We start from the raw sequence: 12263 nt of genomic DNA, 5'->3' as shown, positions 1-12263 counted from the left end.
GCGCCCGTGACCCAATTGGTCCGGATGTGCGGCAACACGTTCGCAGTGACGCGGCGCGACGACGGCGTCCACATCCGCCGCATGTACCCCGCCCCGCGAGACCTGCCGCCGACGACAGCGACGGTCATCGACCTCGAGGTTCTGGAGGGGCGCGATGTCGAGCCGGAGGAGTAAGGCCAAGACGAACACCAACGCCGACGCCGGCGGCCGGGGGCTCAAAGAGCCCGCGACCGACCGCCGGCAGTTACCGCTCGCGGGGATGTTCGGGGAGTGCTGCGCGGCCATCTCAGAAGACAGCCGCCGCTCTATCGGTGGAGTCGTTGGTGAACAGGTCGGGTCGGCGCGCACGCAGCTCCCATTGGCGCCGCTCGGGGATCGGCTTGTCGTCCGGCCACTGCCCCACAGCCCATCTGCCGATCTCAAAAAACCGCGCAAGCTCGGCGTCCGTCTCGATCCCAAGCGCAGACTTAACAGCGGATTTGGTCAGGTTCATGCCGCTGAGTCTAGTTTTCTAGACGGTCTTGTCAAGCACTCTAGCCAATCATATGTCTACTCTTCTAGACATATGGAGACTATGGCCGACCGCATAAGGGGAGCGCTGACCGCAAGGGAGATGAAGCCGACCGACCTAATTCGGCCGGGGACGTTGAGCAAAGCGGCGGTGTACTTCCTGCTGGACGGCACCACAAAGCCGGAAAACATCCGCCAAAAGACGATGACCTGGCTGGTATCGGTCCTCGGCGTGAGCCGCGAATGGCTCGTGACTGGCCGCGGCCCTGCCTACGTGGAAGGCGAAGCCGCGTCCGGCTACACAGACCCCGCCGGCGAACGTCTCGAACCGTTGGAAGCCGAGGAGTTGCAAATGCTCGAGCTTTTCCGGCTGGTCTCCCCGGAGATGCGTGCTGCGCTGATCGCAAACGCACAAGCCTCGCTCGCCCCACCACCCAAGCAGTCGGCGGCCGACCTCATTCGCAGGGTGAACCCCAAGCATCGCGAGCGGCTTAAGGCTATGGGGGTGCTCCATGACGCAACGTCCGCGACGGCGCCGCAGGAAGCTCAGTCACCAGCCAATCGCCCGGCCACAAAGGCTCAGCGCGATTAAGGCTCCTGACCAAGTGCGAAAACCGTCACGAGGAGTTTAGGTAGGTCGTCCCGTTAAAAAATCGCAAAGCCCTATAGCCTTAGGACAAGGCGTTAAAGGACGTGGAGATGATGGAGCATCTTTTGGGGCGTGTTGCCCGTGGTGTTGTGCTCGGCACTGTATACGCGCTCAGTTTCTGGGCGTTACGCGTAAGCAACATTACGCTTGACCAATGGTATTTGCCGGCCGGCCTACGCGTCGCCGCACTTCTGCTTGTCCCCCGCTCCTATTGGCTTTATCTGATCGCGGGCGAAGCGGCGGGAATTCTCTGCGCTCGATACTCTCGAATTGACGAATACGGCTTGACCTTCGTCGTTGTTTCGTCGATCACGATCATGCCTTTGGTTGCCGTCATCGTTCGATCTTTTGAAAAACGAAACGGCCTGATCGTAGAGCCGCAGCGAATACTCATGCTCGCTGCGCTCGTGGCTGCAAGCACAACCCTCGCTAATACAGGCCTGGTTTTTGGCCTTATGCGCAAAGAGCCTGGTCCAGTGGATTGGACCAACAGCTTTCAGGTCATGGTCGGGGCTTACCTCGGGATATTGACCATGATCCCGCTCGTCCTACTTTGGAAACAGCGTGCGGCTTCCTACCCATTCCCGCGAAGGCTTCGCGCGGATGCTGCTATAGGTATTGTCGCGACTCTAGGCGTCTTCATCATCGCTGAACTCGCCGGCCCCGCAGAGAAAAACATGCTGCGGATGTTGATGATCGTCCCCGCGGCCGTGCTTACCGTGTTGCACGGCTGGCGCGGCGCAGCGGTCGGTGTGGTGATGTCAAACACAGCCCTGGCCATGACTATTCACCGAACGCACACCGACGGAAACACCGATCCGGATGCGTTACGCGTGCAGATTATTTTGGCGATTACCGCGACGGTCTTAATCACCCTCGGCAGTCGGATTTCACGGTATTACCGCAACGTTAATGCCTACGGCCTAGCCGAGGCAAAAGCGCTCGAAATCGCACGCAAGAGCTTTGTTTCGAGTGAGCAAGAGCTTGAGCGCAGGGTTGCCGACCTACAGTTTGTGATGGACGAAGTGTTCGCGAAACTCCATGACGCAGGCAAATGGTTACGCCAGCGAGGGCATGCAGAGGCGGCACTCGAAATCCAAAACTACCGCGTCGCCAACGAGCAGCGAATCAAAGACGAGTTGCGCTTGACCTACCCCTCGGATCTCGCCGAGCGCGGATTGTTCGCAGCGCTTCGGACCGACATGGTCGCCGGTAAATGGGGCGGACACTGTCGGATCAACAGCGATCTTCGCGGCGACGACAACGCGATCAGCCCACAGTTGCAACTCATGGTGTACCGCGTGCTAGATGATCTGATCGCGCTCCTAGCTATCACCGAGCACGAACAGGTCAAGCTGCGCGCCAGATGCGGACGACGCGGAGAGCGCAGCGGAGTTGCAATCTGTTTGACCGTGCCAGCGCAATTTCAGCGGGCGATTTTCGAAGTCGGCGACCTTGATGCATCTGGTCGCGTTCTGGCTTATGGCGGCCGAATCCGCCATCGCAACCGTCGAATCTTCTTGTTCATGGTTGAACAGAACGGAACGGCGCCAGCAGCGGCGACCGTTCCAGGATAAAAAAAGCCCCGCTTTTAGCGGGGCTTTTTATTGCACCGATCGTTCAGGGCGTAGAGATACGCCAGAAAACGCCCGACGCTGATTCAAAGGCGCTCAGCTGAACGTCTTTGGATTGGTAAACCACTCGTTGCACGGCTCCCGAGGGGATCGCAATCGGCTCTTGCGGCGTGGACACACGATCCACGTCCTGACCGATCGGAAGAGTCCAGAACGTATCTCCGATGTAGGCGATCGCCGCACGAGGCGTTCCGCTTTGATCGTCAACTTGCAAATAGCGAATGCCCTTCCGCTCGAAGGCGTAGACCTTCCAAAGCGAATCGACACTGAGGTCATTGGAGTTGCCGCTCTGCCCTAACCCGGTTTTCGCCATTGCGGCCGGCCCGGTGTTACCGCCCGAGGCTTGGCCCACTGCCCCACCAGAGGCCAATAACGACCCGGCCAACAACACGCAAATCCATGTACGCATGACGGCGCCCCTACGTTTAACGCGATGAGGGAATGAGCCTAGCAGAACAATTTAGCGGCGACATGGCCCCCTTTCTTGCTCCCGAGCACGGTCAGCTCAAAGACCCCCAATCTCGCGACAAGCGGCCCGGATTCTTGTCTAGCCCTCTTGACTTGTTAGTCTAGTTCTCTAGACTCGGCTTTGAACGAGCCCATTTGGGCCCTGGGAGCCGACCATGAGGACCGAAGCCGTTACCCCCCTGAACGTCCGTCGCATTGCCGCCGAGGCCCTGCGCCTCGGCCCGGCCGCCGAGGATGTCGCCGCCATCACGGCGGAGCTGTTGGACGACCCGACCGAGATCAAAGCCGCGCTCGGCGAATTCGAACCCGAGGATTACGACCGCCTGGACGAATTGGCGGTCGCCGCATTCCGCACAGGCGATTGGGCCGCGTACACGGCCGAGATGACCCGGGCGCTCACCGCGGCGTTCGCTGCGCGTGCGCAGGCCCAGGCCGAGAAGCGCCAGCGGGATTCGTGGGCGGCGGCGGCCGATGGCTTCGCCGACATGCTGGCCTCGCGCCGGGTGTCCGCGTGAGCGCCGCCGTTGTGGACGCGCTATCCGGCATTGCCGACCGTCTGGGCAATACCGGGTTCGTCGGTGTCGCCGAAGAAATCCGCGAACACTGCGCCGCCCTGGCCCAGCTGATCGACGCCGCTGCCAAGGTCGAGGACACGAACCGCGAAGGCGGAACCGTTCTCGCGCGGCCGGACGTGAGCGGCTTGCCCGTAAGCGAACGAACCGTGTTCTTGCGTGGCTGGGACGCCGCGGCCCTCGCAGTGTTTCGCACCGGCCTGCGCGCGGCGCTGATCCGCGTTGGGGGTGCGTGATGGGCGCGCTCACCTTCTCCCGCAACCCGCGAAAGATCGTCCTCAACGAGATCAACCGCCGGCGCAAGAACGAGTACAAGCACAACCGCGACGGCCGCCTCGCGGACGGACAGCGCGCCGGCGCGGCCGCTAAGGAAATGGGCTACGTCGAGGGCGCGCTGCGCGACGCGCTGGAAACGCTCGAGCTTGTGCGCGACCGCGGCGATCTCCCGCCGCACGTGCGTGGCCGCGTGTTGTCGGCGATCGCCGATTTGGTTGGTGCGCCGTGATGCCGAACACCGCCGCGCAGTGGGCCGCCATGACGACCTGCTACGTGCTTGTCGGCCTCGTCGGTTGGTGGCTGGTATTCCGCACGCCCGGCGTGTTGGAAGCCGCGATCTTGCTCGGCGCCACCGGCTTTTGCGTCGTCCACTTCCTCGAGGACGCCCCGCATGACCATCTCTAACCCGCACGTCGTGCGCGCGCTCGCGCGCTCGATGATCGAACGCGGCCGCCCGGGCATCACGCCCGCGCCAGCGATCACCGCGCCCATCACCACCGACGCCGCCGCGAGCGATCCCGACAAGGGTCTGCTCCCGCAGCGCGACGCCTACATCCGCCAATCCGCCGCGACCGTTGCCGGCCGCGTCGCCCCCTTCTGCAAGGACGAAACGCCATGAGTTCCGCAGCCGCCGAAGTTCTCCACCCGACCACGACCGCCATCGTCGAGTATTCGCAGACCGAGGCCGCGCTCGCCGAACTGCGCCAGCAGTTGGCCGACGCGACGTTCGATGTCACCACCCCCGCAGGCATGAAAGAGGCGCGCGACTCGCGTTTCGCGCTGGTGAAGCTGCGCAGCGCGCTCGAGGACAAGCGCAAGGAACTCAAGGCGCCGTTGCTGGACCGCGGCCGCGTCCTGGATGCCGAGGCGAAGCGGATCACCGCGGCGGTTCTCGAACTCGAGCAGCCGATCGACGACAAGATCAAGGAGCAGGAGCGCATCCTCGATGCCGCGCGCGAGGAAGCCGCCCGCCGCGAGCGCGAGCGCTTGGCCGAGTTGCAGCGTCGCATCGAATCGCTGCGGGACCGCGCGCTCGAGTACATGTCCGCGCCGTCGAGCGTGGTCGCCGAAGCGATCGCCGAACTCGAATCGAAGCCGCTCGATGCCGAGGCCTTCGGCGTGCATCTGCCGGACGCGGTCGCCGCCCGGAATTCGAGCCTCGCCAAACTACGCGAGATCCTGGATGCGGCGCGCACGAACGAGCGGATCGCCGCGGAGCTTCGCGCCCAGCGCGAGGAACAGGAACAGCGACGCCAGGCAGAAGACAAGCGGCTCGCCGACGAGCGCGCCGAACTGGATCGTCTGCGCCAGGAGGAAGAAGCGCGCCAGGCCAACGCGCGCGCCGAGCGCGAAGCTGCCGAGAAGCGCGCCGCCGCGGAACGCCAAGCGGCGGACGAAGCGGCCGCAGCGGAGCGTGAGCGTCAAGCAGCCGAAGCGCGCGCCGAGCAGGCCCGGATCGCCGAGGAGCAGGCAGCGGAGCGTAAGCGCCTGGATGCCGAGCGCGCCGAGCTGGCGCGGCAGCGCGAGGAAGCGGCGGCCAGGGCCAACGAGGAGCGCATCGCGAACGCAACGCTGAGTGGCGCAGCGCGCGACGCGCTAGACCTCCTACGCGACCTCGGCAAGGGCGACCACGTCGTAACGCTTGCCCTGGCCGCGGCGATCGAACGCGACGAGAAGCCGGAAAAGCCGGCGAAGCGTCCCGCGCGTCGTCGGGACCGGGAGGCCGCGTGATGTCCGCCGTCATCGCCAGCGGCGAAGCGCCGCGCCTCGGCATCTTCTTCGATGAGCCGCCGGAGACCTATTACCGGCGGCGCCTCGAAGAAGCGAGCAATTCAGGCTTGGCAGTCATCGATGTCCACTGCCCGATGCAATACCACTACTGGATCACCAACCCGGACGGGGACGAGGAGGAGACCGCGGCGCTGCGCTTCGGTCGCGCCTTCCACTGCGCCACGCTCGAGCCCGAGCAGTTCGGTGACCGTTATGTCCTGCTGCCTGACGACGCGCCGCGGAAGCCTTCCGAACGCCAGCTCACCGCGCAGCGCCCGAGCATGGACACCCTGCGCGCCATCGATTGGTGGCGCACGTGGGAGTGCGAGACCGCTTCGCGCGAGACGCTGACCCGTGCCGACTATGAGCAGGCGCGGGCGATGGCGAACAGCTTGCGCGCCTACGAGATGGAGTTCCCCGACTTCCCCGGCCAACCGACGATGAAAGTCGGCGAGCTGATCGACGCCTGCCAGAAGGAAGTGACGGTCAGGTGGATCGACGAGGAAACCGGCGTCCTTTGCAAAGCGCGCGCCGACTTGTACGAGCCCGATCTCCAATTCGGCGGCGACATTAAGTCCTGCATTTCCGGTGCCGAGGAGCCGTTTTCTCGCGCGATCGTCGCTCACCGCTACCACGTGCAGAGCACGCACTACTGCGAAGGCTTCCGCGTCTGCGGAACCCCGCTCAAGAGCTTTGTTTTCTTCCCGGTCGAGAAGCGGCGGCCGCACGTGCCCGCGTCCTGGCACACCGACGCGCCGTCAGAGGAGCGCGGATGGGCGATCCGGCAGCGCTCGATTCGGAAGCTCGACGCCTGCCTGAAATCCGGTCGCTGGCCGGGCCACACGACCACGGTCAAGCCGATTTCTATCCCCGCCTACGGCCACTACGACTCCCAGGACAAAGCCGCATGAACGCTCGTCGCGCACCCGAACCCGAACTTATGGACCGCGAACTCGATCGCGAGATTCCGATCGCCGACACGTCAACGCTCGTCGCGATCAATCGCGCTGAGATCGACGGCCAGATCGCCACCGCCCACGCCTTCCCGCGAAGCGTCACCGCCTTCATGCGTGAGGCGACCGAACTCGTAACGCTCAACGCCGACATGGCCGAAGCGTGCATTTACGCGCTGCCGCGCGACGGCAAGACGATGACCGGCCCGTCCGCCCGGTTCGCCGAAGTGGTCGCCCATAGCTTCGGCAACAACATCGCCGGTGCGCGCGTGGTGGCCGAGGAGGGCAATTTCATCGTAGCCCAGGGCGTCTATCACGACCTCGAGAAAAACGCCAAGACCACGATGGAAGTCCGGCGCCGGATCACGACCAAGGCCGGCAAGCGCTTCGGCGACGACATGGTCGGCGTTACCGGCAACGCCGCGGCGTCGATCGCGCACCGCAACGCGGTGTTGAAGGGAATTCCCAAGGCGCTTTGGCTCCCGATTTACGAGGCCGCCCGGCAGGTAGCCATCGGCGATGTAACGACGCTGGTTGATCGCCGCGCAAAGGCCCTCGCCTGGTTCCAGACGGTCGGCGTCGCGCCGGCGCAGGTCTGCATTCGTCTCGGCATCGAAGGTATCGACGACATCGGTTTGCCGGAACTCGAGCTTTTGACCGGCCTGCGTACCGCGATCCGCGAGGGCAGCGTCACGCCCGAGGCAGCTTTCGCGCCGGAAGAAGCCGACAGCACGGTTCCCGCGCCGACCAACAAATCCGCCGTGGCCGGCATGGCCGAAGCGCTGAGCAAGCGCAACGCCGGCAAGAAGAAGCCCGCCGATGACAGCCCGACCGCGCAGAGCGTGCATGACGCCATCGTCGCCGCCGAAACCGTCGAGAAACTCGACGACGCCGCGGACCTGATCCGCGCGCTTCCCGAATCCGAGCGCCAACCGCTTACGGCTTTGTACGTGAGCCGCCGCGAAGCGCTCGCGTAACCGCAGCACCCCACCCACGCAATAGGAGAACCACACGTGTTCAGCCTCGAAGACATGCCCGCGAAGGTGTCGAGCTTCAATCCCCGCGCCGAAAAGCACGGCGACGACAACGTTCCCGCTGGCGACATCAAGTTCGAAGTCAATGCGCACAGCTCGATCCTCGACCACTTCCACAAAGGATTGCGCAAGTTCCTTTTTTGCAAGCCGCGCGTGGGAGATCAGCCCGGCTTGCCGTTCAAGGACAACGACGACCTGACCGCGCTCAACATCCCGAGCCTCAAGCCGCTGCGCCTGGACGAGGATTTCACCGGCTACGAGTTGCAGGTTACGACCGGCCTCGAGACCTCCGAGCGCATCACGTTGAAGGGCGTGAAGCTCTCCAACTTCGCGTTCGAAGCGATCAACGGCGGCGCGGTCAAGATGTCGTTCAGCGCATCGGCGCACCCCGACGACAAGCAGGCCGGTCGGCTCTACCTGCTGATTCAGAACGAGGTGGATATCACCCTCATTCCGCCGAAGGCGGAAACCGAGAGCAGCAAGCAGAAAGACCTCGCAAACGCGGCCTGAACGCGGCGCACTCCCACGGTGCGCCGGCGGTGTTGAGCACCGTCAACGACCTCCCCCGCGGCGTTCCGCCGCCGGCACACCACCTCTTCGTGTAATGCCCCTGGAGGGCTCATGGACAATATGCTCTGCTACGACACCGAGACGACCGGCCTGCCGCTGTTCAAAGAGCGCAGCGCCGATCCGCGCCAACCGCACCTGGCGCAGCTCGCGTTCAAGATCATCAACCCCGTCACGCGCGAAGCGCTGGACGCCGTCAACGTGCTGATTAAGCCGGACGGCTGGATCATCCCCGACGACACCGCGGCGATCCACGGCATCACGACCGAGCGCGCGCTCGACGAAGGCATCCCGGAGCGCCAGGCGCTCGGGCTGCTGCTCGATGCCTGGGCCAACTGCTCGCTGCGCGTCGGCTACAACGAAGGTTTCGACGCGAGGATTATCCGCATCGGCCTATTCCGCTACAACGTGGAATCGGTCGCGGATCTGTGGCAGGCCGGCGCCTCCGAATGTGCCGCGCGCCTGTGCTCGCCGATCGTCAACCTGCCGCCAACCGAACGCATGCTCCGGTACGGCCGCACCAACGCGAAGACGCCGAAGCTCTCCGAGGCTTACAAGCACTTCACCGGCGAGGAACTCGAGAACGCCCACGACGCGATGGCCGACGTGGACGGCTGCCTCACGGTCTATTGGGCGTGCAAGGACCGCCAGCAGGCGGCTGCGTGAGCCGGCAGCGCCACGAAACCACTATCGCCCGCGTGCGCGCCCAGGAGCGCGCCACGCGGAAGCCGTCGCCCTGGCGGGATCACCCCCACTGCGACACCCCGAAAGCGCGCGCCTCGCACGCACGTCTGCGCGCCACCCCTTATCGGAAGCCCTGCAAATGAATGCACCCACCCCGACTCTTTACTCGATGCTGCTGGACCACGACGGCAAGCTCGTGCTCCACACCCCTTGCACCGCGCCACGTTGTGCGAAGCAAAGCATCTCGCCGTTCGAAGGCTCGCTCGTCGTCGGCTTGGTCGAGCTGTACCCGGAGAAGATCACCGGCATTCAGTTCTGGAAGGCGCTACAGCTCACCCAGGATCAGCCCGACCAGGTCGAAATGGCCGTCGATGTGTTGACGCAACTGCACGCGGGATCGGCGGAGTCCGCCGCCATCGACGGGCGCCTCGCGTTCGCAGCAATGCACCGCGATGCCGTCCGCCTGTTCGAATACTTCCTCGCGCTGCACCGTCAGGAGCAAGGGTTCGATGGCCCGCCGCGGATCGAAGGCATCCGCATGCCCGACCTCAGCGAGGAGGCCGACGAGATGGTGCCGGCCGACACTGTCGAGATGCGTGAGGCGCTCGTGGCGATAGCTCAGCGGCTCGAGTGCAACTGCAACCTCGAATCAATCGTCGATGCGCTCGACGAACTCAGCAGTCGCCCGACGATGCACGACATGACGAACGCGGCGCGTGACGGCTACCGCGACGGCGCGACCCACGGTCGAGGTAATGGCTTGCGCGGCATCGTCGATCGTCTGCTGCGCCGGGTGCGCAAGTTGGATCCGGGCGACAAGGTTTCGGACCAGGTGGAACAATCGTTCCCCCACCAGCCGCAGGCCGACGATCTGTTCGTTGCTGCCGTTCGCCGCCTCGTGTTCGCAGGTCGAATCAGTGGTGGCACGGCTGGACGGGACGATGGGCTGTGCGCCGCGCTCGATGAAGTTGAGTCTTTCCTCGGCGATGCTCCGTCCACGGCCGCGCCGCTCACCCTGAACGCGGCCCTCGCCAAGCTCCGCGCCAACGGTTACGCCGAAAGCGCGTCCGCGCTGGAACGGATGGTCAAGCGCTGCGACCAGGCGCAGGCGGTGACGCCGTGAAGCTGATCGAGTTCGAAGGTCACAACATGGTCATCGCCAAGGACCAGCCCGAATACATGCCGATGCCGGCACTCGTGGTGAAGAACCGCGAAACCGAGGTCGTGTGTTGCTGGCGGCTGTCGTGGCGCGAGCGCATCACGCTCCTGTTCACCGGCCGGATCTGGCATTCGGTGATGACGTTCGGTCGCAGCCTGCAACCGCAACTGCTGTCGGTGGACATCCCGTCCGCAGTCCTGGCGGCGCAGTACGAGAAGGATCACCGCCATGAATAACCCCGCGCATCGTTTTTACCGCGAAGCCGGAGCGACGGATGCGCGCGACGCCGAGATCAGCATGCTCCGCGACGCGCTCGACCACATCGCGCGGACCGCACACCAAAGCCGCTCGCAAACGGTCCGGATTCGATGGATCGAAGCGCGCGCGAACGGCGCGCTCGAGGGAAAGCCTTACGTGCGAGGCCAGTTCAGAGACCTAGGCGAGCCGCGCAACGGCCTCGCGCAGTTCGAAAAAATGCAGGCCGAGATCCGGCGCATGAAAGCCGCCGAGCCCATCGCGTCGCCGACGAACGCGGAACATTGGGCGGTCGTGACGCTCCGGGAAATGGGCTACAGCTACAGCGATGGGTATTGGACTAAACCCGCGGCTGACGCGCACGCGCCGGCGGTGGGCTACGGTCGCGCCGAAGAACTGGCCCGTTTGCGTGATAACCCGAAGGCGGGCGCCATGATCTTTGGAGAGTGTCTGCCCGGCGCCAACGTGCCAGTTTTCACCGCCTCGCCTGCGCTGGCGGCCAGGGAGGCAGACGCTCATGGCTGACCACACGCACATCGAATGGACCGATGCGACGTGGAACCCCATCACCGGGTGCAGCGTCGTATCGGCCGGCTGCAAACACTGCTACGCGATGAAGCTCGCTGGCACGCGCCTACAGCATCACCGCTCCCGCGCCGGCCTGACCGTCGAGACCCAGGCCGGCCCCGTCTGGACCGGCGAGGTTCGGTTCAACGAGGAGTGGCTCGACCAGCCGATCCGGTGGAAGCGGCCGCGCCGCATATTCGTCTGCGCGCATGGCGATCTGTTCCACGAGAACGTGCCCGACGAATGGATCGACAACGTGTTTGAGATCATGGCCCGGGCGCCGCAGCATCAGTTCCAAGTCCTGACGAAGCGCCCCGAGCGCATGGCGCGCTACTTCGCGGGCATGGCCGAATCGGAGCTGCGCGACCGCGTCAAATACGACGCGCTGGCCGAAACGCTCGAATGGCCGTTGCCGAACGTGTGGCTCGGTGTGAGCGTCGAGAACCAGGCGGTGGCGGAACAACGAATCCCCTTGCTCCTGCAAACGCCGGCGGCCGTGCGCTGGCTCAGCGCCGAGCCTTTGCTTGGCGATCTGGACCTGACGAATCGGGGATTTCTGCGCGAGCATCGGAACGACGACGGCGAAGTCCTGCACGGCTTGGCCCGTATCGATTGGGTTGTCGTTGGCGGCGAGAGCGGCGCCGGCGCACGAGCCATGCACCCGGAATGGGCGCGATCGTTACGCGATCAGTGTTTCGATGCCGGCGTCGCGTTCCTGTTCAAGCAGTGGGGCGAGTGGGCGGATGCCTTCTATTGCGTCGGGGGCCAGTGGCCTATTTCCGCTTGGTCGGATGGTGCCATCTCCGCGCGTGTGGGTAAGAAGCTCGCCGGCCGTCTGCTCGACGGCGAGCAGCACGACGGCTACCCGGAGCCGCGCGCATGAAAACGGGGCACATCACCGGACGGCGGCACCCGGCGAAAAGTCGGCGCTTTTCCTGGGCTCGGGTGCCGGGCCCAGGCGATAGCGAGTTCACCCGCTTCACGACATGGCGGCTCTACCGCCGCGACGTGACCCGCCGGCTGCACAACTGCCAACTCCTCATCGGCCACGGTTGGCCGCGCCAGCGCATCGCCGCAGAGCTGCGCCGGGTACGCAACGAGTTCCGCGACGCCGTGGACGCGCTCGACTTCAAGCACCTGGGGCTGACGCCATGACGAAAGCCGC

20 protein-coding genes are annotated in these 12263 nt (G+C 64.8%); 18 read left to right on the top strand and 2 right to left on the bottom strand.

The features are described 5' to 3' along the window. Window positions 1-6 precede the first annotated feature (6 nt). Entirely contained in the window at window positions 7-174 is a 168-nt protein-coding gene (locus ACTOWJ_RS05890; protein WP_441333666.1) for a hypothetical protein, read from the top strand. A 112-nt stretch (window positions 175-286) separates the two neighbouring features. On the opposite strand, the gene ACTOWJ_RS05885 is transcribed toward ACTOWJ_RS05890, so the two are convergent. Beyond that, window positions 287-493, bottom strand: coding sequence for a hypothetical protein (locus tag ACTOWJ_RS05885; RefSeq protein WP_441333665.1), 207 nt, complete (start codon window positions 491-493; stop codon window positions 287-289). 120 nt (window positions 494-613) lie between these two features. On the opposite strand from ACTOWJ_RS05885, the gene ACTOWJ_RS05880 reads away from it, so the two are divergent. Continuing rightward, on the top strand, window positions 614-1102 hold the full coding sequence (locus tag ACTOWJ_RS05880) for a hypothetical protein (RefSeq protein WP_441333664.1): 489 nt from the start codon (window positions 614-616) through the stop codon (window positions 1100-1102). A gap of 107 nt (window positions 1103-1209) precedes the next feature. Beyond that, on the top strand, window positions 1210-2736 hold the full coding sequence (locus ACTOWJ_RS05875) for an MASE1 domain-containing protein (RefSeq protein WP_441333663.1): 1527 nt from the start codon (window positions 1210-1212) through the stop codon (window positions 2734-2736). A gap of 43 nt (window positions 2737-2779) precedes the next feature. Here ACTOWJ_RS05875 and ACTOWJ_RS05870 read toward each other — a convergent pair whose 3' ends face one another. Then, entirely contained in the window at window positions 2780-3202 is a 423-nt protein-coding gene (locus ACTOWJ_RS05870) for a hypothetical protein (protein ID WP_441333662.1), read from the bottom strand. Between the two features lie 214 nt (window positions 3203-3416). Between ACTOWJ_RS05870 and ACTOWJ_RS05865 the strand changes: the two genes are divergently transcribed. The 15 genes from ACTOWJ_RS05865 (at window position 3417) to ACTOWJ_RS05795 (ending at window position 12253) form a co-directional block, all read left to right on the top strand. Continuing rightward, window positions 3417-3776 carry a hypothetical protein gene (locus ACTOWJ_RS05865; protein ID WP_441333661.1) on the top strand — a complete coding sequence of 120 codons (360 nt, stop codon included), beginning with the start codon at window positions 3417-3419 and terminating at the stop codon, window positions 3774-3776. Next, complete coding sequence (locus ACTOWJ_RS05860) at window positions 3773-4069, top strand: hypothetical protein (RefSeq protein WP_441333660.1); 297 nt, start codon at window positions 3773-3775, stop codon at window positions 4067-4069. Before ACTOWJ_RS05865 ends, ACTOWJ_RS05860 begins: the two co-directional genes overlap by 4 nt. Then, window positions 4069-4338: a hypothetical protein gene (locus ACTOWJ_RS05855; protein ID WP_441333659.1), complete on the top strand. Its 270-nt coding sequence runs from the start codon at window positions 4069-4071 to the stop codon at window positions 4336-4338. Before ACTOWJ_RS05860 ends, ACTOWJ_RS05855 begins: the two co-directional genes overlap by 1 nt. Continuing rightward, window positions 4338-4514 (top strand): hypothetical protein, encoded by a 177-nt coding sequence (locus tag ACTOWJ_RS05850; protein WP_441333658.1) that lies wholly within the window; start codon window positions 4338-4340, stop codon window positions 4512-4514. The genes ACTOWJ_RS05855 and ACTOWJ_RS05850 overlap by 1 nt, the downstream gene beginning before the upstream one ends. Further along, window positions 4501-4728, top strand: a complete 228-nt coding sequence (locus tag ACTOWJ_RS05845; RefSeq protein ID WP_441333657.1) for a hypothetical protein — start codon at window positions 4501-4503, stop codon at window positions 4726-4728. The genes ACTOWJ_RS05850 and ACTOWJ_RS05845 overlap by 14 nt, the downstream gene beginning before the upstream one ends. Beyond that, window positions 4725-5840 carry a hypothetical protein gene (locus ACTOWJ_RS05840; protein WP_441333656.1) on the top strand — a complete coding sequence of 372 codons (1116 nt, stop codon included), beginning with the start codon at window positions 4725-4727 and terminating at the stop codon, window positions 5838-5840. Before ACTOWJ_RS05845 ends, ACTOWJ_RS05840 begins: the two co-directional genes overlap by 4 nt. Then, entirely contained in the window at window positions 5840-6790 is a 951-nt protein-coding gene (locus ACTOWJ_RS05835; RefSeq protein ID WP_441333655.1) for a PD-(D/E)XK nuclease-like domain-containing protein, read from the top strand. The genes ACTOWJ_RS05840 and ACTOWJ_RS05835 overlap by 1 nt, the downstream gene beginning before the upstream one ends. A 29-nt stretch (window positions 6791-6819) precedes the next feature. Then, complete coding sequence (locus ACTOWJ_RS05830; RefSeq protein WP_441333654.1) at window positions 6820-7809, top strand: hypothetical protein; 990 nt, start codon at window positions 6820-6822, stop codon at window positions 7807-7809. A 36-nt stretch (window positions 7810-7845) separates the two neighbouring features. After that, window positions 7846-8376: a hypothetical protein gene (locus ACTOWJ_RS05825; protein WP_441333653.1), complete on the top strand. Its 531-nt coding sequence runs from the start codon at window positions 7846-7848 to the stop codon at window positions 8374-8376. 111 nt (window positions 8377-8487) lie between these two features. Beyond that, window positions 8488-9099: a 3'-5' exonuclease gene (locus ACTOWJ_RS05820; protein ID WP_441333652.1), complete on the top strand. Its 612-nt coding sequence runs from the start codon at window positions 8488-8490 to the stop codon at window positions 9097-9099. 157 nt (window positions 9100-9256) lie between these two features. Beyond that, on the top strand, window positions 9257-10240 hold the full coding sequence (locus ACTOWJ_RS05815) for a hypothetical protein (protein ID WP_441333651.1): 984 nt from the start codon (window positions 9257-9259) through the stop codon (window positions 10238-10240). Next, window positions 10237-10512, top strand: coding sequence for a hypothetical protein (locus tag ACTOWJ_RS05810; protein WP_441333650.1), 276 nt, complete (start codon window positions 10237-10239; stop codon window positions 10510-10512). Before ACTOWJ_RS05815 ends, ACTOWJ_RS05810 begins: the two co-directional genes overlap by 4 nt. After that, window positions 10505-11056, top strand: a complete 552-nt coding sequence (locus tag ACTOWJ_RS05805) for a hypothetical protein (protein WP_441333649.1) — start codon at window positions 10505-10507, stop codon at window positions 11054-11056. The genes ACTOWJ_RS05810 and ACTOWJ_RS05805 overlap by 8 nt, the downstream gene beginning before the upstream one ends. Further along, the gene (locus ACTOWJ_RS05800) at window positions 11049-11981 is read left to right on the top strand and encodes a phage Gp37/Gp68 family protein (RefSeq protein ID WP_441333648.1); all 933 of its coding nucleotides are present in this window, start codon (window positions 11049-11051) and stop codon (window positions 11979-11981) included. The genes ACTOWJ_RS05805 and ACTOWJ_RS05800 overlap by 8 nt, the downstream gene beginning before the upstream one ends. Continuing rightward, a complete protein-coding gene (locus tag ACTOWJ_RS05795) occupies window positions 11978-12253 on the top strand; it encodes a hypothetical protein (protein ID WP_441333647.1) in 276 nt (91 codons plus the stop codon). Before ACTOWJ_RS05800 ends, ACTOWJ_RS05795 begins: the two co-directional genes overlap by 4 nt. Window positions 12254-12263: the final 10 nt, after the last annotated feature.

The organism is Lysobacter sp. CA199 (assembly GCF_052078715.1).
Lineage (GTDB): Bacteria > Pseudomonadota > Gammaproteobacteria > Xanthomonadales > Xanthomonadaceae > Lysobacter.
Note: the sequence above shows the minus strand (reverse complement) of the source record. Positions and strands in the feature narration are given on the sequence as shown.